Raw genomic sequence first — 24,305 nt, 5'->3', positions numbered from 1 at the left:
AGATGCATTCTAATACACTCATGTATCTGAATGTGGACGTGAATTTGAATTCTTTTCGGTGCTAGACTGGCGCGCATGAAACGGCAAAGACTGACCAGAGAGCAGAGCAAGGACCAGACGCGGGAGCGTCTGCTCGATGCCGCGCAGGCAACTTTCATGAAGAAGGGCTTCGTCGCGGCGAGTGTCGAAGACATCGCGGCGGCGGCCGGCTATACGCGTGGCGCGTTCTATTCGAATTTCCGCAGCAAGAGCGAGCTGTTTCTGGAACTATTGCGGCGCGATCACGAAGCGATGCAGGCGGACCTGCAGGCGATCTTCGAGAGCGCGGCATCGCGCGAGGAGATGGAGGCGCGCGTGCTGCGCTACTACAGCTCGCTGCATCGCGAGAACAAGTGCTTTCTGCTGTGGGTCGAAGCGAAGTTGCTCGCGGTGCGCGACGGGCGCTTCCGGCTGCGCTTCAACGCATTCATGCACGAGAAACTCGAGCAATTGAGCGCCTATGTGCGCGAGTTCTCGGAGCGCGTCGGCACGCCGATGTCGATGCCGCCCGAGCAACTCGCGATCGGCCTGATGGGCCTGTGCGACGGCGTGCAGTTCTTCCACACGGTCGATCCGCAGAATGTGCCGGCGGAGATGGCCGAGACGGTGCTGGCGGGGTTTTTCTCGCGCGTGGTGTTCGGGCGCGATGCGTGAGATTGGGCGTCAAGCCCGTTGGATGCGCAAATTCTCAAATGCGCGAGCGCGCGAGCCGGGCGGATCGCGCGTCAGATACGGCAAAAACGGGAAAACTCAGTCGGTCGGCAGCTGCGCACAGGCGTCGGCGACGGGCGCCGCACACGCGAACGCGTATTGCCCGCTGGCGCTGAGGATCTTTTCCCCGGCGTGCAGAGCTACCTTGATATCGGGGCAGCGCTCGTAGCCGATATAGGCCGAACTTGCGGCGGCCGACCAGCAAACCAGCGAAAAGGCGATTTTTTCCAGCAAGTCAAAACGATGTGGCATGGCGGGTGTAACGGAGATTTCCTGTGGCCGCCATCTTACCAGTGGGCTAGGGTTTATACCTAGTCATAATCCACAATAGACGTCGCAATAGTGGCGCGATCGCTGCGCCGCGCCGAATCTGACCGGAATGCCATGTCCGGGTCAGGGTTGGGACATGTCCGATAGCTAGAATCGGTTGCGTTGGGCAAACCCGCGCGCGTCCATGCGGCGCGGGTCGACACAGGCGGCAAGGGTTGCGCCGGCCCGGCTTTACCGAGGCAGGAGTCGTCCCATGAATCAACTGCAGTCGATGCGCGTGTTCGTCAAGGTGGCGGACCTCGGCAGTTTCGTCGGCGCGGCAGGCGCGCTGGATCTGTCCACCGCGGTCGTCACTCGGCACGTCGCGGATCTCGAAGCGCGGCTGGGCACGCGACTACTGAACCGCACGACGCGCCGTCTATCGCTGACCGAATCCGGGGCGACCTATCTGGAGCGCGTGCGCCACATCCTCGCCGATCTCGAAGGCGTCGAGCAGATGGTGGTGGCGCGCAATCACGAGCCGGTGGGCACGCTGCGTATCGTCGCGCCGGTCGTGTTCGGGCTGCACAGCCTCGCGCCGGTCGTGCAGTCATACGCGGCGCGCTATCCGGACGTCATGCCCGACGTCACGCTCGCCGACCGCCACGTCGATCTCGTCGAAGAGGGCTTCGACGTCGGCATCCTGGTGGCGCGGCACATGCGCAGCGCGAGCATCGTGACCCGGCGGCTGACGACCGGCTACATGACGGTCTGCGCGACACCCGCCTATCTGGCGCAACACGGCACGCCGACGCGCCCCGAGGATCTACTCAGGCATTCGTGCCTAAGCCGGCCGACCGAGCAGAGCGGCGGCGAGGAGCGGGTGTTCAAGGGTCCGGACCGGGAAGTGCGGGTGCGGCCGACCAACGCGATCGCGGCGAACAACGCCGAGATGCTGCGGCAGTTCGCACTGCTGGGCATGGGCGTGGCGATCCTGCCGAGCTATCTGATCGGGCGGGATCTGACCGCGGGGCGGCTGGTGCGTCTGCTCGACGCGTACAGTCTGCCGCCCATCGAAATCACGATTGCCTATCCGAGCCGGCTGCATCTGCCGGCGAAGGTGCGGACGTTCATCGACCACCTGGTCGAGCATTTCCAGCCGGGAAGCGCGCCGGCGCCGACTTCCCGTGGCGCGGTGCAGGTGCGGGCGGTGGCGCGGGTAAGCGGGTCCGGCGATCCGACTGCGCGCGAGATCGCCCGTGACGCGCTCGAAAGCGGCGGCACGACGCGCCGTGTGATACGGGTGCCGCGCACCCGCATCGCGGCGTCGTCGCAGTTCTGATCAGTGGGGTGACGCGCGTCGGATTGCGGGTTTAGATCCCTAAGCCCGGGCCATAATTGCCGCCGATCAAGCGCGTGACCGATTCGATGTCGACGTAATCCTGCTCCGGCATGCCATCGAGCATCGCCAGTACCTCGTTGCTCGCGCCGGCTTCGCGCGCCGCGTCGACGAGCGCATCCTTGTTGGTGGGGAATTTGACTTCCGCGAGAAGATCGGCAATCTGCAGATCGATCGATTCGCCGGGAATGTCCGAGGCCGTCATGCGCATGCTCCTGTCGTGCTGGTGTGGGTCAGGTTGCGATTGGCGCAGCGACAAGCCAGCGCCGCGCCGCGATGAGTTGCTCACAGTCTCACGCAGTCCGGCGCTCATCGCCGGGTCATCGTCACGACAGCCCGTCACGACAGCCGGCGCGAATTCGGACGGCGCGCCATCGCAGCCACGCCATGACTCGCCGTTGCAGCCGCCCTCAGGTGGTCAGATGCTCGTGCTGCCCGGTCAGGCTGCGCTCCAGATGGCGGGACTTCGGCAGCGCAATGTGGTCCCATTGCTGCGGACGGCTGGCGTCGATGCTGGAGACGTCCGGGGCCGGCGGCGCGACCGGCGCGGCGTTCGCGCGTTGGGCAAGCGTGGTGGAATCCGTGCTGTCCGACCCGGTATGGACCGGCGCGGCAAAGCACGAGGCTGACAGCGTCACCATGGTTAACAGTGTCGAGGTTTTCATCGCCCGACCTCCTAAAGCTCATGCGGCGCTGACAATCGAGCAAACCCTGTGCCGTCCCGCGTCGAAAGGACGGTGCAAGCCGACGATGGCGTGGCGCTGCGCGGCTCACGCCCTTTAGCATCTTAGATGGCAAATACTGCAAAGCACGCACATTTGCGACAAAACCGTATTGTTGATTCCACGATCGCACGAACGGGCCTGCGCGTCCGGTCATGCGCTAGCGCAGCACCTCGAAGCGCGTCCAGGGCCACGACGGCCGGTCGCGCATATAGCCGTTCAGCCAGTTCCACTGCGGATGCCGCTTCATGAACGCCTGCGCGTCGAACGGCCGGCCGCACGGATGGCCCCAGCGCGCGGTGAACGCCATCTCGCGCGCCATGTCGCTATCGACCACTTTGCCGTCGTTCGCGCCCCACGGATTGAACGGGCCGTGATCGGTGCCGCCAAAGCGCGCGTCGTCGAGCTCCAGATGCCCACAGATCGTGCGCGAGCACGGGTTGTCGTTGCGATCGAGATAGACGTCGTGATGATCGGCGATCATCTGCTTCGCGAGTTCGACGTCGATGCTGCCGCGATGCATGTCCTCGAGCTGCATGAAGCGCAGACGCCGCGCGCCGTTCTTGCGCACGTCGGTATAGTCCTCGCCTTCGCCGATGCATTCCTGGTTGCGGATCTTCAGGTCCGTCGCGGTGTTGTAGCCGCTGTAGAAACCGTCCTTCGTGGTCTCGAAGCCCGCATAGTGCAGCCCGAGTTCGTAGCGCGCGATCTCGCCGGTCTTCGTGTCGCCGAGCAGCCAGCTGTTCGCGTAGCCGCCGTTGTTCGCGAGCGAGAACATGTCGCACCATTCCTTGATGCTGTTCGCATACTGCGACGCGCGCCGCGAGCGATAGAACTCGGGCGCACCGGCCGCGTTGTAGCCCGCGAAGTTCGAGATCGTCGTTTCGGTGACCATCAGGCCGGCCGCCGTAACCCAGAAGTCGGTCAGGCTCGAAATGCAGCCCGGCAGGCCCTGCATCAGGATGCGGTTGCCGCGATCGGGCACGATGTCGAATACCACGTTGAACGCGTCGCCGGCCGCGTAGCGGTCCCACGAGTTGTGCGCCATCACGATGCGGCCGTCGCGCGTCGCATTGCCGGTGGCGATGAACGCACTGCAGTGGTGACCGCGCCGGCCGCGCCACAGCTTCGCGCCCAACTGCGGCCGCTGCTGCGCCGCGTGTGTCGGCCACCAGCTTTGCAGCAGATCCATGTAGCCGTTCCACGCGAGCACTTCGGCGAACGGCAGCTTCGCGCCGTCGGCGATCCCCTGGATTTCGTCGGCGAATTCGGTGTCGAGCTTGCTCGCGAACTGGCTCGTCGCGGCGTTGACGAAGGTGTCGAACTCCTCGCCCGTGTCCCATTTGGCGAGGTAGCGCGCGGTGCGGATCGCGTTTCTGATTTCGTCGGCGAGCAACTGGCCGTGCTGCTCGCCGCGATCGTACGGCTCGCCTTCGATATGCACGAAAATCCAACCGGCTTGATCGCGGCGTACGGCTTCCGGGGACGGTTCGCTCATCTTCGCTCCGATGATGCGGCAGGCGCTGTCGCTGCACCCCTGCTGGGCTCACGCGTGCCGGCCGCAACCGCGGCCGGCGGTGTGTTCATTGTAGAAAATCTGCGGCGCTTTGCATCGCGCCGCGCGAAAAGAGGGTGGCCGCGGAGCTTGGGCGAAGGCGCTAGCGCGACGGATTCATACGGAAGTACGCATCCAGTAGCGAGGTCTTGTAGACGACGCCGGCGAGCTTCGGATGCGCGGTGCTTTCGATCACGGGCAACCGCTCGCCCTGAAACGCCAGGAAGTGCTGCAACGCGACGGCGAGCGACATGTCCGGCGTCAGCACGTCGAAATGCGGCTGTAGATAATCGGCGGCGGTCTTCATCGACGTGTCGCGGCGCTCGAGCAGATCGGACGTGATGTCCTTCAGCGCAACCACGCCGAGAAACGCGCCGGAGTCGTTCGCGACGTACAGATACTTGACCGGATATTCGAGGAACACGCGCGTCATGTCGTGCACCGTCGCGTTCGGCCGCACCACGGTCTGCGCGGGACGGATCAGTTCGCGCATTTGTGTGGCGCGCAAACGCGAGCGCTCCTGCTCCTCGCGATTGCGGCGCAGCGTGATCTCGTACATCGAAGTCTTGCCGATCGCGCGGGCGATGAAATACGCGACTACGCACGACAGCATCAGTGGCAGCACGACCTGATAGCTCAACGTCATCTCGAAGATCATCAGGATCGCCATCAGCGGCGCCTGGGTCGCGCCCGCGAGGAACGCGCCCATGCCGACCATCGCATACGCGTAGGCGGCCGAGGTCGCATGCGGCCACAATGCGTGCATGCCCTGGCCGAACAGCGAGCCGACCGCCGCGCCGACGAACAGCGTCGGCGTAAACACGCCGCCCACCGCGCCGGAGCCGGCCGTCGCCGCGGTCGCCGCGAGCTTGCAGACGAGCACGAGCACGAGCGCGGACCACGTCCACGGCGAATGCAGGATCGAGTTCACGACGCTGTAGCCGTTGCCCCACACCTCGGGCTCCGCGACCGAAATGATGCCGACCACGAGACCGCCGAGCGCGAGCCGCACAGGCAGCGCCACCGGCAGTTTGCGAAATGCCGCCTTCGATGCATCGAGCAGCCGCAGGAACTGCGGCGCGGCCGCGCCGCACAGCGCGCCGAGCGCGACGAACAGCAGCACCTCGGGACCGGTCACGGTCGGAAACTCCGGCATCTCGTAGGGCGGCTTGTAACCGGCGAACTCGCGCATCGTGATGTTCGCGACGACCGCCGCGACCAGAACCGGCCCGAAGTTTTCCATCGCGATCGAGCCGAGCACGATCTCGGTGACGAAAAACGCGCCCGCGATCGGCGCGCTGTACGCGGAAGTGATACCGGCCGCCGCGCCGCACGCGACCAGCAGGCGCAGCCGTGGCGGATCGAAGTGGACCCAGCGGCCGATCAGCGACGACGCGAGCGCCGCGAGCTGCACCATCGGACCCTCGCGGCCGATCGAGCCGCCGCTCGCGATCGTAAACAGCGACGACACGCTGCGCCACAGGCTGAGTCGCACCGGCACGACGCCGTCCCCGATCGCAACGGCTTCCATGTAGTCGGTGTGCGGGGTGCTGTCGGCGTGACGCTGCGCGATCAGCAGAAAAATACCGGCGGCCAGACCGCCCACGGCCGGCACCCAGATGCGCATCGTCCACGGCAGGCTGCGCGCCAGTTCGACGAAGCTGCCGGAGTGGCCGGTCATCGCCAGTTGCAGCAGTTGGATGCAGTTGCGAAACGCGATGGTCGCGAACGCGCCGGCAATGCCGACCACGACCGACCAGACCAGCATCGTGTGGGCTTCGGAAAGGCGGAAAAGGCGTTGGGCGCGGGTGCGCAGTTTCAGCAGGAATGAAAGCACGTCGACGGTACGGGGCGTGAGCGAAGGTTGATAAAACCGCGGCACAACAGCAGCGCGCCCGCCTCGAATGGCGGGCGCGCGGCGGCGAGCGGGCGGGGGCGGGTGAGGCGGATCAAGTCGCCGCCCGGTCGAGTTCCGGATAGTGCCGGAAGATGCCGCTTTCGTTATGCGCGATGCGCCGGTCCGAGTCCAGATACGCGGCGATGTTCGGTCTCGCGATCACCCTGTCGTGCAGCGCGGCGAGCCGCGGATAATGCTCACCGAAGCGCTTCAGCGCGCGCGGAAACGCGTACAGCAGACCGTCGATCAGCTGGAACATCGACAGGTCGACGTAGCTCAGCGTGTCGCCGACCATGAAGCTGTCGCCGGCCGGATTCTGCGCGAGTACGCGCTCGAAATACGACATGAACTTCGGAATCCGATGGTCGATGAAATCGTGCGCACGCACCTGCGCCGCGTCTTTCTGCTCCTCGTAGTAGCGGCCGCTCGCGAGCGGATGGTGGGTGTCGTGCGCTTCGGTGACGACGTCGGCGATCGTCAGCTGCAGGCCGTTCGCGACATAGCGCAGACTCTCCACCGTCGGCGCGAGGTTGAGTCGCGGGCCGAGATAGAACAGGATGTTGGCGGTCTGCGAGATCACCAGATCGCCGTCTTTCAGAAACGGTGGCGCGAACGGCGGATAGGGTTCGTCGGGGCTTTGCATCACCGCCATCATCGCTTCGGTGCCTTGGCCCTTCGACGGTTTACCGCGTGCGACTTCGACATAGGCGACGCCGGCTTCCTCCAGCGCGAGCCGCACGAATTCGCCGCGGCCTTGCAGGCCGTCCCAGTAGTACAGTTCCAGGCTCATCGATCGATCCTCATTCCGGTGGCCCGACGCGGACGTCGCGCACGGGCGGGTTGCGGGAGCAAAATTCGCAGCAACGAGTATGCCGTGTGATCGGCCCGGATGGTGCGCCAGAAAGCGCAAAACCCCGCGCGCGGCGGGGTGTCGGGAAAGGCGGGGAAGCCGGCGACGGCTCAGCGGAACAGGTGCTGGACGGTCGATGTGATGCCCAGTCCGCCGGCGATCAGCCACACGTACAGAATCAGGCCAGTGGTCAGCGCGCGCGGGCCCGCTTCGCGGATCTGCGAGACTCGCGTTTCGATGCCGAGCGCGGTCATGGCCATCGTCAGCGCGAAGGTGTCGACGAGGTTCAGCGTCGAGGTGGCGCTTTGCGGCAGTACGTGCAGCGAGTTGATCACGACGCAGGCGAGAAAGCCGAGCGCGAACCAGGGGATCGCCAGCTTGCGCGGCGCGGCGCCGTCCGTGCCGGCATCCTTCGCGCCGCGAGCGGCGCGGTTCACCCACAGGCCCACGACCAGCAATACCGGCACGAGCAGCATCACGCGGGTCATCTTGACGATCGTCGCGATATGCGTCGCTTCCGGGCTCACGTTGCTCGCCGCGCCGACCACCTGCGCGACCTCGTGGATCGTGCCGCCGAAGAACAGGCCGGCGCCGACCGTATCGAGGTGCAGCCAGCCGGCCCTGAACAACACCGGGTACAGGAACATCGACAGCGTGCCGAACAGCACGACGCTGCCAACCGCCATCGCGCTCTTGTGCGGCTTCGATTGCAGCGTCGACTCGAACGCGAGCACCGCGGCTGCGCCGCAGATCGCGCTGCCGGCCGCCGTCAGCAGCGCGGTGTCGCGATCGAGCTTCATGATTTTCATGCCGGCCCAGGTGCCGATCACGAGCGTGCTGACCACGATCAGCACCGATTGCGCGAGACCGGGCAGCCCGACCTGCGCGATTTCCTGCAAGCTCACGCGCAAGCCGAAGAACGCGACCGCAATACGCAGCAGCTTGCGCGCCGAGAAGTTGACCCCGGCCGCCCAGCTGGCCGGCATGCCGTCGCGCAGTGCGTTGCCGTAGATCGCACCGGCGACGATGCCGACGATCAGCGGACTCAGGCCGAGACCCGCAATCGCCGGAATCGCCGCGATGCGCGTGACGGCGGCCGCGAATAGCGCAACGAACAGTACGCCGTTGAGCTGGCCACGGGTGGACAGCGCGGGGGAGGCGGCGGGAAGCGGAACGGTGGGCGTGGACATGGTCGGGTGCCTGACTTCGAAAGGACTGCATGAGACTGCGGGAGCGGCAACGGGACTAATCCTAAATTAGATATAACGATATGAAAAATCATCATTTAGAATGTGAAATATCGGATGAACTGATACTTAATTGAGATGACCCCGGACCAACTTATAACGTTCGCCACCGTCGCCGAACATCGCAACATCAGCCGGGCGGCGGTGGCGCTGCATCTGTCGCAGCCGGCGGTGTCCGGGCAGCTCAGGCAGCTGCAGGACGAGTTCGGCGAGCCGCTGTATCAGCGTGATGGCCGCGGCGTGCGGCTGACGCCCGCCGGCGAGCAGCTCGCCAGCTATGCGGCGCGGCTGCGCGACACCTGGCGGCAGGCCCATGCCTATCGCGACGCGCTGCGCGGTCTCGAGCAGGGCACCTTGCGGATCGGCGCGAGTACGACACCGGCCAGCTACCTGCTGCCGTACCTGATCGCCGAATTCCATCGCCGCTACCCGGACGTGAGCGTGCATACCGCCAACGGCAACACGGCCGAGATCGTCGGCGCGCTCGGTTCGGTGGATATCGCGATGATCGAGGGCCCAGCCGGCAACGATCTGCCGCCGGACACGCTCGTGCACGCTTGGCGCGAGGACGAGATCGTCGCGATCATGCCGCGTGCGCATCCGCTCGCGCAGGCCGACAGCGGCGGGCGCATCGAGCTGGCCGCGTTCGGCGGGTATCCGCTGGTGCTGCGCGAGGAAGGCTCGGGCGTGCGACAGACGGTCGAGCGCGAGTTCGCCCGCGCGGGCGTGCCGATGCGTGTCGCGCTCGAGATCGCCGGGGTTGAAGGGGTGAAAGAGGCGGTGCGGGCCGGCATGGGCGTCGGCTTCGTGTCGGCGATGTCGATGCGCCACGAGGACGGTGCGCTGCAGCTGATGTCGCTCAGGCCGCAGCCGCTGACGCGGCGGCTGTCGATTCTGGTGCCGCATGCGAGCGCACCGTCTCGGGTGGTCGAGCAGTTTCTGGCGATGTGCGTCGCGGACGGGGGCGGCTGAGTCGAGCGCTCGCCGCGTGTCGCCGGGGCAACTGTGAACGTGTGCGGGCAGCCCGCGTGCCTCGCTTTATGCTCGCCGCACACCCGTCGCACTTCGGGATTTCCTCTATGGTGTGCGCGGGCGGCACCGCGCATCATTTGCACATCGCAGCGCCTCGGCGCTTTTTTTCAAAGTGCGTTTGGAACCGGTTCCAAAGCGCACTCCACGAGAGAATTGAGCAAATTCGACATGGCTGATGCAGTGGAGATCGTGATCGTCGCCAGCGCGTTCGGCATGAACGCGGTACGCGTCGACGGTCACCTGAAATGGGCACGGGCGGCAAAGCGGGCCGGCGCGGCCGGGTTCGAAGTGCGCCGCGAACTGTTCGCGAGTGACGCGGACGCGCACCCGCAACCGTTGCGTGCGCTCGGCGCGGCGTTGACGGATCTAGGTCTGTGGTCGGTGTTTTCGACGCCGGCATCGTTGTACGCGGCGCACGGCCGGCTCGATACCGATGCACTGCGGATCGCGCTCGACCAGGCGTCCGCGCTCGGCGCGCGCTTCGTCAAGCTGCAACTCGGTGGCTTCGCGGACGACGCTGACGGCGCGGCCATCGCCGCGCAGGTCGGCTCTGGCACCGGGAGCGGCGCGCATCCACGGGTCGTCGTCGAAAACGGGCAACTGGCGCAGGGAGGCTCGCCCGAGCAGTTCGTCGGGCTGTTCGACGCGCTCGCGCGCGAAGGCCACGCGGGCGCGCTCGGCATGACTTTCGATACCGGCAACTGGGCATGGGTCGACGTCGCGCCGCTCGACATCGCGCCGCAGCTCGCACCGCATGTCGAGTACATCCACTGCAAGACCATCGCGGGCGAGGGCGCGCGGCGCTTCGCGAGCGCGCCGGCCGACGATGACGCGTCATTCCGCGCGCTCCTCGAGCGCCTGCCGCGCGATGTACCGCGCGGCATCGAGTTTCCGTTCGACCCGAGCCGGATCGACGCGGATGCCGCGCGTTATGTGAACTGGCTCGCACGAGTGTAGGCGCGCGACGCGGCATGACGAATCACCCGCATCGGAAGCACCACCAGGAGCACAGCATGACCCACCCGGACCCCATCCTCGATGTGATCACCTACGGCGAAGCGATGGCGATGTTCGTCGCCGCCGAAACCGGCCCACTCGCGAGCGTCGGGCGATTCACGAAGCGCATCGCCGGCGCGGATCTGAACGTCGCGATCGGCTTGTCCCGGCTCGGCTTCAGCGTGGGCTGGATGAGCCGTGTCGGTGACGATTCATTCGGCCAGTACGTGCGCGATACGCTGACCAAAGAGGGCATCGATCAGCGCTGCGTGAGCACGGACGCACGCTATCCGACCGGCTTTCAGCTGAAATCGAAGAACGACGACGGCAGCGATCCGGCGGTCGAATACTTCCGCAAGGGCTCGGCGGCGAGCCATTTGTCAGTCGACGACTACGTCGCCGATTACGTGCTGAGCGCGCGTCATTTGCATCTGACCGGCGTCGCCCCGGCGATCTCGGCGAGTTCGCGCGAACTCGCGTTCCACCTGGCCCGCGAAATGCGTGGAGCAGGCAGGACGATTTCGTTCGACCCGAACCTGCGTCCGACGCTGTGGCCGTCGCGCGCGGCGATGGTCGAAGGCTTGAACGCGCTCGCCGCGCTCGCCGACTGGGTGCTGCCAGGGATCGGCGAGGGCGAGATTCTGACCGGCTACTCGCAGCCGGAGGACATTGCGACGTTCTACCTCGAGCGCGGCGCGCGCGGTGTGATCGTCAAGCTCGGCGCGCAGGGCGCGTATTACCGCACCGCGACCGATGCCGCGACGATCACCGGCCGGCCGGTCGCGAACGTCGTCGATACGGTCGGCGCGGGCGATGGTTTCGCGGTCGGCGTGATCAGCGCGCTGCTCGAAGGCCGCACGCTCGCGCGGGCGGTCGCACGCGGCAACCGCATCGGTGCGCTCGCGATCCAGGTGATCGGCGATTCGGAAGGTTTGCCGAGCCGCGCCGAACTTGACGCGCTGGAACTCGCCGAGGTGTCAGGCATCGCAAGCGCGGCCTGACGCGGCTCGGACTGCATCGACAACGAGAGCGCGCTCAGCGCGCCCAGTTTTTTTCATCATTGATTCGGGACCACGCCGTCCAAGGAGACTTCCATGACCTCATCGCTTGCGATTCGCCGCTGGTGGACGATCATGCCGATCGTGTTCATCACGTACAGCCTCGCGTATCTGGACCGCGCGAATTTCGGCTTCGCGTCGGCGGCCGGCATCAACCACGATCTCGGCATCAGCAAGGGGCTCGCGTCGCTGATCGGCGCGCTGTTCTTCCTCGGCTATTTCTTCTTCCAGATTCCGGGCGCGATCTACGCCGAACGTCGCAGCGTGAAGAAGCTGGTGTTCTGGAGCCTCGTTCTGTGGGGCGGCTGCGCCGCGTTGACCGGCATCGTCAGCAACATCCCGTCGCTGATCGCAATCCGCTTCCTGCTCGGCGTCGTCGAAGCCGCGGTGATGCCGGCGATGCTGATCTTCATCAGCAACTGGTTCACGAAGAGCGAGCGTTCGCGCGCGAACACGTTCCTGATCCTCGGCAATCCAGTCACGGTGCTGTGGATGTCGATCGTGTCCGGTTATCTCGTGCATTCGTTTGGCTGGCGGCAGATGTTCATCGCAGAGGGCGCGCCCGCGATCATCTGGGCGATCTGCTGGTGGTTCCTCGTGAAGGACAAGCCCGAGCAGGTGTCGTGGCTCTCGCCGCAGGAAAAGGACGCGCTAGCGCAGACGCTGCGCGCCGAGCAGGCCGCGATCAAGCCGGTGCGCAACTACAGCGAGGCGTTTCGCACGCCCGCGGTAATCAAGCTGTGCGCGCAGTATTTCTGCTGGAGCATCGGCGTGTACGGCTTCGTGCTGTGGCTGCCGTCGATCCTGAAGAACGGCTCGTCGATCGGCATGGTGGAAACCGGCTGGCTGTCGGCGCTGCCGTATCTGGCCGCGACGATCGCGATGCTTGCAGCTTCGTGGGCATCGGATAAACTCAACCGCCGCAAGGTGTTCGTGTGGCCGTTCCTGCTGATCGGCGCAATCGCGTTCGCGGTGTCGTACGGCCTGGGCTCCGCCCATTTCTGGGTCTCGTATGCGCTACTGGTGATCGCGGGCGCCGCCATGTACGCGCCGTACGGGCCGTTCTTCGCAATCGTGCCGGAGCTGTTGCCGAAGAACGTCGCGGGCGGCGCGATGGCGCTGATCAACAGCATGGGCGCGCTCGGTTCGTTCGTCGGCTCGTACGTGGTCGGCTATCTGAACGGCGCGACCGGATCGCCCGCGGCATCGTATGCATTCATGAGCGTGGCGCTCGTCGCCGCGGTGCTCCTGACGCTTGCCGTCAAGCCGGCCAGCGCCGAAAGAAGTGAACCCGCTCGTCCCACCGTCGCAAGGAAAATTAGCTGATGAAGAAGATCGTCGCCTGGAAGTCGCTGCCCGAGGATGTGCTCGGCTATCTGCAACAGCATGCGCAGGTCGTGCAGGTCGATCCGTCACGGCATGATCCGTTCGTCGCCGCGCTGCGCGATGCCGACGGCGGCATCGGCGCGAGCGTGAAGATCACGCCGGCGATGCTCGAGGGCGCGAGCCGGCTGAAGGCGCTGTCGACGATCTCGGTCGGCTACGACCAGTTCGACGTCGACGACCTCACGCGCCGCGGCATCGTGCTCGCGCACACGCCGGACGTGCTGACCGAATCGACCGCCGATACGGTGTTCTCGCTGATCCTAGCGTGCGCGCGGCGCGTCGTCGAACTGGCCGACTGGGTCAGGGCGGGGCAATGGCGCACCAGCATCGGGCCCGCGCAGTTCGGGCTCGACGTGCAGGGCAAGACGATCGGCATCGTCGGCTTGGGGCGGATCGGCGGTGCGGTCGCGCGGCGTGCGGCGCTCGGCTTCAACATGAACGTGCTCTATACGAACCGCAGCGCGAACCGCCAAGCGGAACAGGCGTATGGCGCACGGCGCGTCGAGCTGGCCGAATTGCTCGCGCAGTCCGACTTCGTGTGTCTGCAGGTACCGCTCACGCCAGAGACGCGGCATCTGATCGGCGCGGCCGAATTGCGCTCGATGAAGAAGAGCGCGATCCTGATCAACGCGTCGCGCGGCGCGACCGTCGACGAAGCCGCGCTGATCGAGGCCTTGCGCAACGGCACGATTCATGGCGCGGGCCTCGACGTGTTCAACACCGAACCGTTGCCGGCGGACTCGCCGTTGCTCTCGATGCCGAACGTGGTCGCGCTGCCGCATATCGGCTCGGCGACCCACGAAACGCGTCATGCGATGGCGCTCAACGCGGCCGAGAACCTGGTCGCCGCGCTCGATGGCACGTTGACGACGAACATCGTCAATCGTGACGTCCTGGCGAAGTGAATCGCGCAGCGGCGCGCAAGCTTCCGCCCTCGGACCGATACGAACGATCAGCGCATGAGCACGAGCCCGCCCAGCACGCCCCCCGGTAGTCCGCCCGCGGCGCCGCGCCGCGCGACCATCACCGATGTCGCGCGCGAAGCGGGCACCGGCAAGACCAGCATCTCGCGCTATCTGAACGGCGAGATCAGCGCGCTGTCGCCCGAGCTGCGCGCGCGCATCGAAGCTGCGATCGCACGGCTCGACTATCAGCCGAACCAGATGGCGCGCGGCCTGAAGCGCGGCCGCAACCGGCTGATCGGCATGCTGGTCGCCGACCTGACCAATCCGTACTCCGTCGAAGTGCTGCAAGGCGTCGAGGCTGCGTGCCACGCGCTCGGCCTGATGCCGCTGATCTGCCACGCGGCGAACGAAATCGAGATGGAGCGGCGTTATCTGCAACTGCTGACCACGTATCGCGTGGAAGGCGTGATCGTCAACGCGCTCGGCGTGCGCGAGGAAACGTTGCGGCCGGTCGGCGACGGCGGGATTCCGGCGGTGCTGGTCGATCGGCGCGTGGAGGGGCTGATCGCCGACATGGTCGGTCTCGACAATCGCGCGGCCGCCGGGCTCGGCACGCGGCATTTGCTCGAACGTGGCTTCGGGCACATCTGGTTCGTCGTGCAGCCGTTCGAGCAGGTCAGCTCGCGCCAGTTGCGCGTCGAAGCGTTCGATCGCGCGATGCGCGACGCTGGTCGCGCGCGCGGTCGTACGCTGGTGCTCGATCTCGCCGAGGCGGCCGCGCTCGAGCGTGGCCTCGCCGAGCTGGATCACGCGATCGACTCGCTGACTGGGGACGTTGCTGAGCCCGCCGGCGCTTCGCCACGCGTCGCGCTGTTCGCGGCCAACGCACCGGTCGCGTTGCGTCTCGCGCTGCATCTGAACGCGCGCTACGGCGCGCACTGGCAGAGCCGCGTCGCGCTGCTTGCCATCGACGATCCGGAGTGGGCCGAACTCGCCGGCATCACGACGATCCGTCAGCCGACCTACGACATCGGCTATCGCGCGGTCGAATTCCTGCACGAGCGCATCGAAGGCGCGCACATGGGCGCGCGCGACTGCCTGCTGCCCGGCGAGTTGATCGTGCGGGCTTCGACCGCGCGCTGAGTTGCGCTCGATCTGCGATCATTCGGGGCTGCGGCGCGCAGCGGTTGCGCGCCGGGGATTGCAACGAACCCCGCAAGGATACTCATGGTCGTGCCACCGCTTACCCTCGCGAGCCTCGCACTCGCCACGCTCGTCATCGCCGCTTTACCGTTTCTGATCTATCGGCAGTTGCGCCGGCCGCTCGCGCTCAGGCCGCGCGACGCGATCGCCGGCGTCGCGGTGTTCGCGCTGTTCGCGATGGTGATCGAGCGTGGGCTGAACGACTATCTGCTGCGCGGCAACGAGGCGAGCGCGGCGTTCCTTGCGCAGCCGCTCGCGTTCGTCGTCTACGGCGCGCTGACCGCGGGCGTCTGCGAGGAAGTAGGGCGGTTCTTCGGCATGCGGCTGCTCGTGAAGCGCGCGACGGCGCGGCCGGCGCCGCGCAGAAAAGCGAACGTCGACGCGAACGCCGGCGTCGATGCACGGGCGGGCACCAGCACCGCCGCGAGCACCGCCGCCAGCGCGACTGCCGACACGCGCACCGCCGCATTGCGCGCCGACGATGGCGCCGCGCTCAGCTATGGCCTCGGCCACGGCGGTGCCGAAGCGTGGCTGGTCGGCGTGCTCGTGCAGTGCCAGTGGCTCGTGTTCGCGGTCCTCGAAAACCGCGGCCGGCTCGGCGATTATCTCGGCAATCTGCCGGCCGAAGCGGTGATGCGCGTGCATCTGATTCTCGCGAGCCTGACGCCGCAACTGGCCGGGATTTTTGCGCTGGAACGCATCGCGGCGCTGGTGTTTCAGATCGGTCTGTCGGTGCTGATGTGGCGCGGCGTGCGGGCCGGCTCGCGCGGCATCCTGCCGCTCGCCATCGTGGTGCACGCGCTGCTCGACGTGCCCGCGGCGATGACGCAGGCGCGGCTGCTGCCGCTCGCGGCGGCCGATACGATCTATGCGGTGGCGGCGTTGTTCGTCGCGGGACTGCTGATACGGATTTACCGGCGGCCGGTCGAGGCGTGAGCGAATGAGCGAATGAGCGCCGGGGTGGCCGGCGCGACGCGCCTCGCTATCCGTTCAGCGTTTCTCTAGAATGCGCCTACGTTTCAGGATCTTCTTTTCCCGGCAGCCCTCATGGAAGCTTACCAATACGACTGCGCGCACCCAGAGTTCGACGAGCTCGCGCGCGTCATCAGCGATCTGTTTCCCGAGCAGACGCAGTTCATCGAGCGTGCGGCCGACGACGGCGCACCCACGCTGACGATCCACTGGGTAGCGATGCGCTTCGGTTCGACCGCGCGGCGCATCGTGATGACGGTCGCGATCGCGCCGGCGGCGCTCGCGCGTTATCGCGCGATGCCGGTGCGGCTGCGCGGCCGCAGCTTCGCGGTGTTGCGCGCGTACGTCGAAGCGAGCCTGGGCTCGCTCGAAGAAATGTACGCGAACGGCGAGGCGGTTCCGCGTGAAGTCACGGTGGATCTCGGCGACGAGTTCGCGTGACGCACCAATGAAGCGCCCTTGAAGCAGTTTCAGTCCGCGAGCCGATAGACCTTCGCGAAACGCGCGGCCTGCACGACGCCATAGTCACCGGGCGCATATTGCATGACCCAGTCGCCGGGCGCGCCGTGCAGCACGTCGCCGCCGCTGGCCGAGCGCGCGAGCGAGAAGGCCGCGTCCATCCGGCGGGCAAGCACGACCGCCGGGCGGTTGCGATACGCGCCGGCTTCGCCGTGCGCAAGCGCCGCATCGGCGGGCAGGTACTTCGCGTCGAAGCGCTCGCGCGAGACGACCCAGCGCTCGCCGGTCGAGCCGGTGATCAGCGAATCGCCACGCACATAGCGGTTCGGGCCTTCGAGGCTCATCAACTGGCCTTCGGCGGCGGCGAATTCGACGCTTACCGTTTCGTCCTTGACGACGCGTTGGGCGTGCGGATCGTCACGCAGATCGAGATTCCTGAGTTCGGTCATGAAGCGGGCGGGAGATTAGGGGTGGGTGTTGCGGTGAGACTTGCCGCATGGCGGCGATCGTGTGCGGTGGGTCGCTAGGACGGAAAGCCGGCCCGGACGCCGCGCACCCGAATCATGCCAGATGCATGGGCCGGGCGGGGCGATTCGAATGGCGGGGAGGTGTGAGCAAGCCGTTTTTCCGGCGCTAGCGGAATCGCTGAAATCAACCGCGTCCGAACGGACCGCGCCCGCAACGCGGCAACCCGCGCCGCGGGCGACCCTTCATTACGGCTTGACGGCCGCGTCGCTCGCGGCTTCGGCCGCAGGCTTGCCGCTCATGCCCTTGCCGTGGCGGCCGCGATGATGGCCGCTCTCCGGGCCGCCATGGCGGAACGTCGCGTCGGCGAGCTTCTTTTGCTCCGGTGACAGGCTGTTATACAGCGGATCGAATGCATCGACGAGCTTCTTCATGCCATCCGCATGCGCCTGCGCGATCGTCGCGTACTGTTTCATATCGTCGAGCGCGCTCACGTTGGTTGCCGCCTTGCGCTGCTCGAACAGCTGACCCATGGTTTCGCCGTTGCTGCGCATGACGTCGGCGAATGCCTTCCATTGCGTCTCCTGCGCGGGCGTGATCTTCAGTTGCGAGTGCAGATAAGCGATGCGGTCTTCGACGTTGCGTTCATGGCCGGCCTTGGCCGCGGGGGCCGAGGCTGTGGTGTCCGGTGCCGCGGCCGGCGCGGCGGTTTGGGCGAACGCGCCGCCCATTGAAACGGCGGTAGCCAGCATAACCAGTGCTTTTTTCATCGAAACTCCTGATGTCTGTTCGTATTGAGACACGGCGCGCGGCGAGCGAAGTGCCCCGCGCCAGCGGCCAATGGCGGCGCCGCTAAGCGGCTGCCGCATTCGCCTGTCGCCGCTATTAGTAACACGTTAACCCTACAACACGGTGTCGGTGCGACAAACGCTTACAACCGAAACGAACGCGAAACGGCTCGCGCCTGCGCGGCAATTGCGCCGGCACACTGCGCCGAGGCCCCCACGAGACGCCGTGCCTCTGTGGCCGTGCAGCGTGACATGGCGCCGCTGCGCGCAGACGCGCGATAATCCGCGACATTCCACACCCACTTCCTTTCCCCTTCGATGAGACCTCCGCGCCTCGACCAGCTCGACGACCTCGACCGTAACCTCGTTGCACTGCTTCAAGCCAACGCGCGTGAGAGCGTCGCGAGTCTCGCGCGGCAGCTCGGCGTCGCGCGCACGACCGTGATCGCACGCATTGCGCGGCTCGAGCGCAGCAACGTGATCGCCGGCTACAGCGTGCGGCTCGGCCAGGACGTGCTCGATTCGAGCATCGTTGCGTATGTCGGCATCATCATCGCGCCGAAGCACGGGCCGGCCGTGCAGAAGCGCCTCGCCAAAATGCCGGAGGTTCAGCTGCTGTGCGCGGTGAGCGGCGAGTTCGACTACGTGGCATGGCTGCGCGCCGATTCGCCGGAGCGGCTCAACGATCTGCTCGATCAGATCGGCGGCCTTGAAGGCGTCGAGCGGACCACGACGTCGATCATTCTCGCGCGCAAGATCGACCGCGGCGCCGTGTGAGCCGGCGCGCGGCGTAGCCTATCCGCGGGCGGCTCGCGAATCCTTTTGTTAGCGCCTTTTCGACCGTACTTCGACGAATCGCTTTACGCGTTCGTCAGAACGTCGAACCCGATGGTCATACCGCAGCATTTTGCGCGTATGAACTGTTTTTGCTTCTACCTACACTGTCATTCAAGGGTTCGGTCCGCAGGCGCCGCGCGCAACGCACGGCGCACTTCCCACGCTCGAAGACAGCACATGGATAACAAGGAGCAGCAGATGAAAGTAGCTATCGTTGGCGCAGGCCTGATCGGTCACACCATTGCCCATATGCTGCGCGAGACGGGCGACTACGAAGTCGTCGCATTCGACCGCGATCAGCATGCGCTCGACAAGCTCGCCGCCCAGGGGATGCCGACGCGCCGCATCGATTCCGCCGACGCCGCCGTAGTGCGAGCCGCGATTCAGGGCTTCGACGTGCTGATCAATGCGCTGCCGTACTACCTCGCGGTCAACGTCGCATCGGCCGCGAAGGGCGCGGGTGTCCATTACTTCGATCTGACGGAGGACGTGCGCGCAACGCACGCGATCCGCGCCATTGCCGAAGATGCCGATCACGCGTTCATGCCGCAGTGCGGTCTCGCACCGGGTTTTATCGGCATTGCCGCGCATGAGCTCGCGAACCGCTTCACGGAAATCCGCGACGTGAAGATGCGCGTCGGCGCGCTGCCCGAGTTTCCGACCAATGCGCTGAAGTACAACCTGACGTGGAGCGTCGACGGTCTGATCAACGAGTATTGCCAGCCGTGCGAGGCGATCCGCGACGGCCGCACGCAGTGGGTGCAGCCGCTCGAAGGCCTCGAGCATTTCTCGCTCGACGGCACCGAGTACGAAGCGTTCAACACCTCGGGCGGGCTCGGCACGCTGTGCGAAACGCTATCGGGCCGCGTCGAATCGCTCGACTACAAGTCGGTGCGCTATCCAGGCCATCGCAACCTGATGCAGTTCCTGCTGGAGGACCTGCGTCTGTCGAGCGACCGCGATACGCTGAAAGCCATCATGCGCCGCTCGGTGCCGTCGACCGCGCAGGATGTCGTGCTGGTGTTCATCACCGTGAGCGGCATGCGCGACGCTCAGCTCGTGCAGGAGGTGTTCACGCGCAAGATTTTCGCGAAGACCGTCTGCGGCGTGCCGATGAGCGCGATCCAGATCACGACCGCCGGCGCGATGTGCGCGGTGCTGGATCTGTTCCGCGAGCGCAAGCTGCCGCAAAAGGGCTTCGTGCGGCAGGAGCAGGTGTCGCTCGGCGATTTTCTGGCGAACCGCTTCGGCAAGCTGTATGAGGGGCGGTCGCTGGAGGCGATGGCGACGGTTTGAGGCTGCGATAGCTCGCGACGGCGACCGTCACCCAGCCATGATCCGCGCGACGAGCGCGTCATAGTGCGCCGGGTTCGGCGCGGTGTTGTCGAACATCAGCAGACCATCGCGGCTCGCGCCGCTCGGCACGAACCGGCGCTGCCGGTAGTCCTCCCAGTGTGCGAGCTTGTATGCATCGTTGGGATTCGCGCGCGCGACGATCCGCTGCCGCGCCACGTCCTCCGACGTGTGCACCCATACGACACGCAACTTCACGTCCGGGGCGACACCCAGCCACGTATGATCGAACAGACGCCGCTCGCGCACCTCGCGCGATAGCGGGCCGACGACCAACACACTGACGCCGAGTTCGAGATTGTCGCGGGCGGTATCGATGAGGCCGCGATACTCGGGCTCGCGCAGATGCTGCAGGAAAAGAGGGCTGTCGCGATCGTTCGGATCACCGGTCAGCATGGACATCGCGGCCGCACTATAGCCGCCGTAAAGCGTGTCCTTGTCGAGCAGGCAGAACGGCGCGCCGCTCGCTTTCATCAGCGGGCCGAGCAGTTGTTTCGCCAACGTCGTCTTGCCCGTGCCCGCATGACCGCAAAAGAAAACCAGCGAGCTCACGCAGGCTTGTCCTCACGCGGCGCGGCGACGGCATCGGGGTGCGGGTCGCGCGCGAACGTGCCGTTGGTCTCGAGCCACATCACGTTGATGATGCCGAAGCCGAGCGCCACACCCACGCCGAGAATCCAGGTGAAATACCACATCGCAGTCTCCTTGATCGTGCGTCCGACGACGGTCAACCGCCAGTGCGGCCGCCTTCGCAACGATCATGAAGAAGAACGCCGCGCCGTGCAAGAGGCGCGGCGCCCGAGCAGGGTCGACATTGGCCGGCGCATTGCCCGTGCGTTGCTATGATGCGCAACAGTCATGCGTGCGAGCGCAGCGTGCGCGCCGGGTCAGGCGGACGCACAGCGGCGACCCGCACCGCGTAGTCGGAAAGCCGGCCCACGAGCCGCCCACGATCGAGAGCACACGGGAGAACCAGCATGCCGATGCGCGTGTCTTGCCGCGGCCGAACCGCACGGCCGGCCGGGTCCGCACGCTGCGCCGCGTTGGCCGCATCCGTCGCGTTCAGCGTGATCAGCGCGCTTACGCTAGCCGGCTGCGCGTCGACGCCGGCCGAGCCGGTACCGTTCAAACCGGTGCCGGCCGAGCGCATCGTCGGACAGGGTTACACGCAGCCGGGCCCTGGGCTCGTCGCGGTGGACGTGCGGCGCGAGCGTTCGCGCGACGTGGTGGTGCGGTTCCGCGATGCGCTCGTCTATGTCGACGGCGAGCGCGTGACCGACCTGTTGAACGGCGAGCACGTGGTGTTCTATCTGCCGCCCGGCGCGCATCGGATCGGTGTATCGACGCAGTTCGATCCGCTCGTCGAGCTGACCTTCATCGTGACGCCCGACCCGCGCTACACCAACCGCGCCTCGGTCACGTTCAATGACGATCACCGCATCGGCCTGCAACGGGTCGCGCAGTAGCGTGTCGTCGATTATTCACAAACGGATACGCGCGGCTGATGCGTCGCGCCTTAACATGGCGGCTGATGCAAGCCCGTCGCAAGCGTGCTTGTCCGTTCATGCAGACCCGCCGCCCGGCTTACGCCACGCTTACGCGAGACGGCGGCGCGGTCTGCTTCCGTATGCAAGGTAATCCGAACATGCTGATCAATTGCGCCGCCTATCAGGACGGCCGGAAGCTCGCTGACATCGATATCGACAGCATCAGCGACTATGTCGCGCGGCCCGAGTGCTTCGTCTGGGTCGCGTTGAAAGACCCGAGCCCCGACGAACTCGCGGTCATGAAAGACGAGTTCAATCTGCACGAGCTCGCGATCGAAGACGCGCAATACGGCCATCAGCGCCCGAAGCTCGAGGAGTACGGCGATTCGCTGTTTACCGTGATGCACACGGTCGAGATGGACGAGCAAGGCGAACTCGTGATCGGCGAAGTCGACGTGTTCGTCGGCAGCAACTATGTGCTGTCGGTGCGCCGCGGCACGCGCACCGGTTTCCAGGGCGTGCGGGCGCGCTGCGAGCGCGAGCCGCATCTGTTGAAGGAAGGCTCGGCGTTCGTGCTGTACGCGCTGATCGACGACGTGGTCGACCGATATTTCCCGGTCGTCGAGGCGATGAGCACCGAGCTCGAGACGCTCGAAGACCGCATCTTCGAGAAGAGCGATTCGGCCGCCGCGCGCGCGATCGTGCAGGACCTGTACACGATGAAGCGCCGGCTGGTGATCCTGCAGCACCATATCGTGCCGCTGCAGGAAGCGGTCGGGAAACTGACGGGCGGGCGCATTCCGAGCGTGTGTGCGGGCATGCAGGCGTACTTTCGCGACGTCTACGATCACCTCGACCGGATCGTCAGAACCATCGAGGGACGACGCGAAATCGTCGTCACGGCGGTGCAGGTGAACCTCGGCATGATCTCGCTCGCCGAGAGCGAAATCACCAAGCGGCTCGGCTCGTTCGCAGCGCTGTTCGCGGTGCCGACGATGATCGCCGGTATCTACGGGATGAACTTCGAGCGCATTCCCGAGCTGCATTTCAAGTTCGGCTATCCGGTCGTCCTGCTGGTGATGCTGGCGATCGACTTCGTACTCTACCGGCGCTTTCGCAAGGCCGGCTGGCTCTAGCCGGCGCGCCTCCCGTTTTCCTCGCGGTTTCACTTGCAGCGCGCGCGATACCAGGCCAGCATAAGCGGCCGGTACGCCGCGCCGCGCGCGACGCACGGGCGACATCGACTGCACGGACCGAGCGAGGAAACCTTGCCACACGCTGCCCGGATGGATCGAGCGCATTGCGGCGCCGCGGCGCTTGCGCGCCGATGCGTTGCAACACCGCGATTCGTTGACATTCCGAAGGGCTTGCGCTGAGAATAGGCCTCGCAAACGTTTGCGCATCACAAAAAATACGGCTCGTCCGCGAGCCACAGAATCCTGGAGATACGCATGAGCCATCGAACCCGCCGTCGCATGCTTGCCGCCGCAGTTCTCGCCACCGCCTCCGCCGTCCTGCCTTTTTCCGCTGCCTACGCGCAGAACGCGCCGGCTCATAAGCCCAAGGTCGCGCTCGTGATGAAGTCGCTCGCCAACGAGTTCTTCCTGACCATGGAGACCGGCGCGAAGGATTATCAGAAGCACAACCCCACCAAGTTCGACCTGATCACCAACGGCATCAAGGATGAAACCGACACCGCCAATCAGATCCGCATCGTCGAGCAGATGATCGTGTCGAAGGTCGACGCGATCGTGCTCGCGCCGGCCGATTCGAAGGCGCTCGTGCCGGTCGTCAAGAAGGCGGTCGACGCGGGCATCATCGTCGTCAACATCGACAACCGGCTCGATCCGGACGTGCTGAAGTCGAAAGACCTGAACGTGCCGTTCGTCGGCCCCGACAACCGCAAGGGCGCGCGCATGGTCGGCGACTACCTCGCGAAGCGCCTGAAGGCCGGCGACGAGGTCGGCATCCTCGAAGGCGTGTCGACGACCACCAACGCGCAGCAGCGCACCGCGGGCTTCAAGGATGCGATGCAGGCGGTCGGCGCGAAAGTCGTGTCGGTGCAGTCGGGCGAGTGGGAAATCGACAAAGGCAACGCGGTTGCCTCGGCCATGCTCAACGAGTATCCGAACCTGAAGGCGCTGCTCGCCGGCAATGACAACATGGCCATCGGCGCGGTGTCGGCCGTGCGCGCGGCCGGCAAGCAGGGCAAGGTGCTAGTGGTCGGTTACGACAACATCAACGCGATCCATCCGATGCTGAAGGACGGCCGCGTGCTCGCCACCGCCGACCAGTTCGCGGCGAAGCAGGCCGTGTTCGGCATCGATACCGCGTTGAAGGCATTGAGCGGAAACAAGAAGCAGTCGGAGCTGTCGGGCGTCGTCGAAACGCCGGTCGTTCTGGTGACGAAAGACACGCTGAAGTAAGCTCGGCGCGCCTTGCATCAAGCGCCAGCCGGGCGCTGCCGCAAACCCGTGCGGGAAACCGCAAAAGCCGCCGCCGAAGCGCGCGAAGAAGCCCGCTTCGGCAGCGACGCGGCAACCCGACGATCCGCTTTTATTCAATGAACGCTCAAGAAACTCGCCGCGGCGCCGTTAATTCCAGAGGTAAGCGTCATGTCGGCGGCTCGCGAGGCGAGAGCGCCAAAGCGCCACGAAGGCGCAAAGGCGCCAGTAGCGCCATGCAACCAGGAGCG

At 65.9% G+C, this 24,305-nt stretch carries 26 protein-coding genes; 15 read left to right on the top strand and 11 right to left on the bottom strand.

The features are described from left to right. Window positions 1–75: 75 nt before the first annotated feature. Entirely contained in the window at window positions 76–693 is a 618-nt protein-coding gene (locus BJG93_RS08865; RefSeq protein WP_027197931.1) for a TetR/AcrR family transcriptional regulator, read from the top strand. A 96-nt stretch (window positions 694–789) separates the two neighbouring features. On the opposite strand, the gene BJG93_RS08860 is transcribed toward BJG93_RS08865, so the two are convergent. Next, window positions 790–1,002, bottom strand: coding sequence for a hypothetical protein (locus BJG93_RS08860; protein WP_027197930.1), 213 nt, complete (start codon window positions 1,000–1,002; stop codon window positions 790–792). 271 nt (window positions 1,003–1,273) lie between these two features. On the opposite strand from BJG93_RS08860, the gene BJG93_RS08855 reads away from it, so the two are divergent. Further along, window positions 1,274–2,341 (top strand): LysR family transcriptional regulator, encoded by a 1,068-nt coding sequence (locus tag BJG93_RS08855; protein ID WP_027197929.1) that lies wholly within the window; start codon window positions 1,274–1,276, stop codon window positions 2,339–2,341. Between the two features lie 31 nt (window positions 2,342–2,372). On the opposite strand, the gene BJG93_RS08850 is transcribed toward BJG93_RS08855, so the two are convergent. The 6 genes from BJG93_RS08850 to BJG93_RS08825 all read right to left on the bottom strand — a co-directional run bounded on the left by BJG93_RS08850 (window position 2,373) and on the right by BJG93_RS08825 (window position 8,612). After that, on the bottom strand, window positions 2,373–2,603 hold the full coding sequence (locus BJG93_RS08850) for a DUF2795 domain-containing protein (RefSeq protein ID WP_027197928.1): 231 nt from the start codon (window positions 2,601–2,603) through the stop codon (window positions 2,373–2,375). Between the two features lie 205 nt (window positions 2,604–2,808). Further along, window positions 2,809–3,063, bottom strand: a complete 255-nt coding sequence (locus BJG93_RS08845) for a hypothetical protein (protein WP_027197927.1) — start codon at window positions 3,061–3,063, stop codon at window positions 2,809–2,811. A 217-nt stretch (window positions 3,064–3,280) separates the two neighbouring features. Beyond that, window positions 3,281–4,618 carry a C45 family autoproteolytic acyltransferase/hydolase gene (locus BJG93_RS08840; RefSeq protein WP_027197926.1) on the bottom strand — a complete coding sequence of 446 codons (1,338 nt, stop codon included), beginning with the start codon at window positions 4,616–4,618 and terminating at the stop codon, window positions 3,281–3,283. Window positions 4,619–4,778: 160 nt separating this feature from the next. Beyond that, window positions 4,779–6,512 carry a ClcB-like voltage-gated chloride channel protein gene (locus BJG93_RS08835; RefSeq protein WP_027197925.1) on the bottom strand — a complete coding sequence of 578 codons (1,734 nt, stop codon included), beginning with the start codon at window positions 6,510–6,512 and terminating at the stop codon, window positions 4,779–4,781. A 112-nt stretch (window positions 6,513–6,624) separates the two neighbouring features. After that, entirely contained in the window at window positions 6,625–7,362 is a 738-nt protein-coding gene (locus tag BJG93_RS08830) for a glutathione S-transferase (protein ID WP_027197924.1), read from the bottom strand. 170 nt (window positions 7,363–7,532) lie between these two features. Then, complete coding sequence (locus BJG93_RS08825) at window positions 7,533–8,612, bottom strand: YeiH family protein (RefSeq protein WP_027197923.1); 1,080 nt, start codon at window positions 8,610–8,612, stop codon at window positions 7,533–7,535. Between the two features lie 135 nt (window positions 8,613–8,747). Between BJG93_RS08825 and BJG93_RS08820 the strand changes: the two genes are divergently transcribed. The 8 genes from BJG93_RS08820 to BJG93_RS08785 all read left to right on the top strand — a co-directional run bounded on the left by BJG93_RS08820 (window position 8,748) and on the right by BJG93_RS08785 (window position 16,662). Continuing rightward, window positions 8,748–9,641: a LysR family transcriptional regulator gene (locus BJG93_RS08820; protein WP_027197922.1), complete on the top strand. Its 894-nt coding sequence runs from the start codon at window positions 8,748–8,750 to the stop codon at window positions 9,639–9,641. Between the two features lie 228 nt (window positions 9,642–9,869). Further along, complete coding sequence (locus BJG93_RS08815; RefSeq protein ID WP_027197921.1) at window positions 9,870–10,658, top strand: TIM barrel protein; 789 nt, start codon at window positions 9,870–9,872, stop codon at window positions 10,656–10,658. A gap of 56 nt (window positions 10,659–10,714) precedes the next feature. Next, window positions 10,715–11,698, top strand: a complete 984-nt coding sequence (locus BJG93_RS08810; RefSeq protein WP_027197920.1) for a sugar kinase — start codon at window positions 10,715–10,717, stop codon at window positions 11,696–11,698. A 93-nt stretch (window positions 11,699–11,791) separates the two neighbouring features. After that, window positions 11,792–13,081 (top strand): MFS transporter, encoded by a 1,290-nt coding sequence (locus BJG93_RS08805; protein ID WP_027197919.1) that lies wholly within the window; start codon window positions 11,792–11,794, stop codon window positions 13,079–13,081. Continuing rightward, entirely contained in the window at window positions 13,081–14,046 is a 966-nt protein-coding gene (locus BJG93_RS08800; protein ID WP_027197918.1) for a 2-hydroxyacid dehydrogenase, read from the top strand. Before BJG93_RS08805 ends, BJG93_RS08800 begins: the two co-directional genes overlap by 1 nt. Before the next feature lie 54 nt (window positions 14,047–14,100). After that, window positions 14,101–15,189, top strand: coding sequence for a LacI family DNA-binding transcriptional regulator (locus BJG93_RS08795; RefSeq protein ID WP_027197917.1), 1,089 nt, complete (start codon window positions 14,101–14,103; stop codon window positions 15,187–15,189). 84 nt (window positions 15,190–15,273) lie between these two features. Continuing rightward, window positions 15,274–16,185, top strand: a complete 912-nt coding sequence (locus tag BJG93_RS08790) for a YhfC family intramembrane metalloprotease (RefSeq protein WP_027197916.1) — start codon at window positions 15,274–15,276, stop codon at window positions 16,183–16,185. Window positions 16,186–16,296: 111 nt separating this feature from the next. After that, window positions 16,297–16,662, top strand: a complete 366-nt coding sequence (locus BJG93_RS08785) for a DUF3022 domain-containing protein (protein WP_027197915.1) — start codon at window positions 16,297–16,299, stop codon at window positions 16,660–16,662. A 29-nt stretch (window positions 16,663–16,691) separates the two neighbouring features. Here BJG93_RS08785 and BJG93_RS08780 read toward each other — a convergent pair whose 3' ends face one another. Both BJG93_RS08780 and BJG93_RS08775 read right to left on the bottom strand, forming a co-directional pair. After that, the gene (locus tag BJG93_RS08780) at window positions 16,692–17,129 is read right to left on the bottom strand and encodes a PGDYG domain-containing protein (RefSeq protein ID WP_027197914.1); all 438 of its coding nucleotides are present in this window, start codon (window positions 17,127–17,129) and stop codon (window positions 16,692–16,694) included. 264 nt (window positions 17,130–17,393) lie between these two features. Further along, window positions 17,394–17,915, bottom strand: coding sequence for a Spy/CpxP family protein refolding chaperone (locus BJG93_RS08775; RefSeq protein WP_027197913.1), 522 nt, complete (start codon window positions 17,913–17,915; stop codon window positions 17,394–17,396). 336 nt (window positions 17,916–18,251) lie between these two features. Between BJG93_RS08775 and BJG93_RS08770 the strand changes: the two genes are divergently transcribed. Together BJG93_RS08770 and BJG93_RS08765 are read left to right on the top strand one after the other, a co-directional pair. Then, window positions 18,252–18,710 carry an Lrp/AsnC family transcriptional regulator gene (locus BJG93_RS08770; RefSeq protein WP_027197912.1) on the top strand — a complete coding sequence of 153 codons (459 nt, stop codon included), beginning with the start codon at window positions 18,252–18,254 and terminating at the stop codon, window positions 18,708–18,710. Between the two features lie 258 nt (window positions 18,711–18,968). Then, window positions 18,969–20,066 (top strand): saccharopine dehydrogenase family protein, encoded by a 1,098-nt coding sequence (locus tag BJG93_RS08765; protein WP_027197911.1) that lies wholly within the window; start codon window positions 18,969–18,971, stop codon window positions 20,064–20,066. A gap of 27 nt (window positions 20,067–20,093) precedes the next feature. On the opposite strand, the gene BJG93_RS08760 is transcribed toward BJG93_RS08765, so the two are convergent. Together BJG93_RS08760 and cydX are read right to left on the bottom strand one after the other, a co-directional pair. Next, window positions 20,094–20,675 (bottom strand): AAA family ATPase, encoded by a 582-nt coding sequence (locus BJG93_RS08760; RefSeq protein ID WP_027197910.1) that lies wholly within the window; start codon window positions 20,673–20,675, stop codon window positions 20,094–20,096. Further along, on the bottom strand, window positions 20,672–20,818 hold the full coding sequence (gene cydX / locus BJG93_RS08755; protein ID WP_034479452.1) for a cytochrome bd-I oxidase subunit CydX: 147 nt from the start codon (window positions 20,816–20,818) through the stop codon (window positions 20,672–20,674). Before cydX ends, BJG93_RS08760 begins: the two co-directional genes overlap by 4 nt. 348 nt (window positions 20,819–21,166) lie before the next feature. Here cydX and BJG93_RS08750 point away from each other — a divergent pair, with 348 nt between their 5' ends. From BJG93_RS08750 to BJG93_RS08740, 3 genes are all read left to right on the top strand, one after another. After that, on the top strand, window positions 21,167–21,589 hold the full coding sequence (locus tag BJG93_RS08750) for a DUF2846 domain-containing protein (RefSeq protein WP_231337391.1): 423 nt from the start codon (window positions 21,167–21,169) through the stop codon (window positions 21,587–21,589). 179 nt (window positions 21,590–21,768) lie between these two features. After that, a complete protein-coding gene (gene corA / locus BJG93_RS08745) occupies window positions 21,769–22,746 on the top strand; it encodes a magnesium/cobalt transporter CorA (RefSeq protein ID WP_027197908.1) in 978 nt (325 codons plus the stop codon). 315 nt (window positions 22,747–23,061) lie between these two features. After that, window positions 23,062–24,036, top strand: coding sequence for a sugar ABC transporter substrate-binding protein (locus tag BJG93_RS08740; RefSeq protein WP_027197907.1), 975 nt, complete (start codon window positions 23,062–23,064; stop codon window positions 24,034–24,036). Window positions 24,037–24,305: the final 269 nt, after the last annotated feature.

It is taken from the genome of Paraburkholderia sprentiae WSM5005 (assembly GCF_001865575.2).
Classification (GTDB): Bacteria; Pseudomonadota; Gammaproteobacteria; order Burkholderiales; family Burkholderiaceae; genus Paraburkholderia; species Paraburkholderia sprentiae.
This window is presented reverse-complemented; position numbering and strand designations above follow the sequence as displayed.

What these genes read in the sequence shown, in the direction of transcription:
- BJG93_RS08770 (WP_027197912.1), top strand. Translation starts at nt 18,252, where the DNA reads ATGAGACCTCCGCGCCTCGACCAGCTCGACGACCTCGACCGTAACCTC.
- BJG93_RS08800 (WP_027197918.1), top strand. Translation starts at nt 13,081, where the DNA reads ATGAAGAAGATCGTCGCCTGGAAGTCGCTGCCCGAGGATGTGCTCGGC.
- BJG93_RS08855 (WP_027197929.1), top strand. Translation starts at nt 1,274, where the DNA reads ATGAATCAACTGCAGTCGATGCGCGTGTTCGTCAAGGTGGCGGACCTC.
- BJG93_RS08740 (WP_027197907.1), top strand. Translation starts at nt 23,062, where the DNA reads ATGAGCCATCGAACCCGCCGTCGCATGCTTGCCGCCGCAGTTCTCGCC.
- BJG93_RS08805 (WP_027197919.1), top strand. Translation starts at nt 11,792, where the DNA reads ATGACCTCATCGCTTGCGATTCGCCGCTGGTGGACGATCATGCCGATC.
- BJG93_RS08840 (WP_027197926.1), bottom strand. Translation starts at nt 4,618, where the DNA reads ATGAGCGAACCGTCCCCGGAAGCCGTACGCCGCGATCAAGCCGGTTGG.
- BJG93_RS08860 (WP_027197930.1), bottom strand. Translation starts at nt 1,002, where the DNA reads ATGCCACATCGTTTTGACTTGCTGGAAAAAATCGCCTTTTCGCTGGTT.
- BJG93_RS08810 (WP_027197920.1), top strand. Translation starts at nt 10,715, where the DNA reads ATGACCCACCCGGACCCCATCCTCGATGTGATCACCTACGGCGAAGCG.
- BJG93_RS08850 (WP_027197928.1), bottom strand. Translation starts at nt 2,603, where the DNA reads ATGACGGCCTCGGACATTCCCGGCGAATCGATCGATCTGCAGATTGCC.
- BJG93_RS08865 (WP_027197931.1), top strand. Translation starts at nt 76, where the DNA reads ATGAAACGGCAAAGACTGACCAGAGAGCAGAGCAAGGACCAGACGCGG.
- BJG93_RS08820 (WP_027197922.1), top strand. Translation starts at nt 8,748, where the DNA reads ATGACCCCGGACCAACTTATAACGTTCGCCACCGTCGCCGAACATCGC.
- corA (WP_027197908.1), top strand. Translation starts at nt 21,769, where the DNA reads ATGCTGATCAATTGCGCCGCCTATCAGGACGGCCGGAAGCTCGCTGAC.
- BJG93_RS08795 (WP_027197917.1), top strand. Translation starts at nt 14,101, where the DNA reads ATGAGCACGAGCCCGCCCAGCACGCCCCCCGGTAGTCCGCCCGCGGCG.
- BJG93_RS08825 (WP_027197923.1), bottom strand. Translation starts at nt 8,612, where the DNA reads ATGTCCACGCCCACCGTTCCGCTTCCCGCCGCCTCCCCCGCGCTGTCC.
- BJG93_RS08765 (WP_027197911.1), top strand. Translation starts at nt 18,969, where the DNA reads ATGAAAGTAGCTATCGTTGGCGCAGGCCTGATCGGTCACACCATTGCC.
- BJG93_RS08775 (WP_027197913.1), bottom strand. Translation starts at nt 17,915, where the DNA reads ATGAAAAAAGCACTGGTTATGCTGGCTACCGCCGTTTCAATGGGCGGC.
- BJG93_RS08790 (WP_027197916.1), top strand. Translation starts at nt 15,274, where the DNA reads ATGGTCGTGCCACCGCTTACCCTCGCGAGCCTCGCACTCGCCACGCTC.
- BJG93_RS08845 (WP_027197927.1), bottom strand. Translation starts at nt 3,063, where the DNA reads ATGAAAACCTCGACACTGTTAACCATGGTGACGCTGTCAGCCTCGTGC.
- BJG93_RS08780 (WP_027197914.1), bottom strand. Translation starts at nt 17,129, where the DNA reads ATGACCGAACTCAGGAATCTCGATCTGCGTGACGATCCGCACGCCCAA.
- cydX (WP_034479452.1), bottom strand. Translation starts at nt 20,818, where the DNA reads ATGTGGTATTTCACCTGGATTCTCGGCGTGGGTGTGGCGCTCGGCTTC.
- BJG93_RS08785 (WP_027197915.1), top strand. Translation starts at nt 16,297, where the DNA reads ATGGAAGCTTACCAATACGACTGCGCGCACCCAGAGTTCGACGAGCTC.
- BJG93_RS08830 (WP_027197924.1), bottom strand. Translation starts at nt 7,362, where the DNA reads ATGAGCCTGGAACTGTACTACTGGGACGGCCTGCAAGGCCGCGGCGAA.
- BJG93_RS08815 (WP_027197921.1), top strand. Translation starts at nt 9,870, where the DNA reads ATGGCTGATGCAGTGGAGATCGTGATCGTCGCCAGCGCGTTCGGCATG.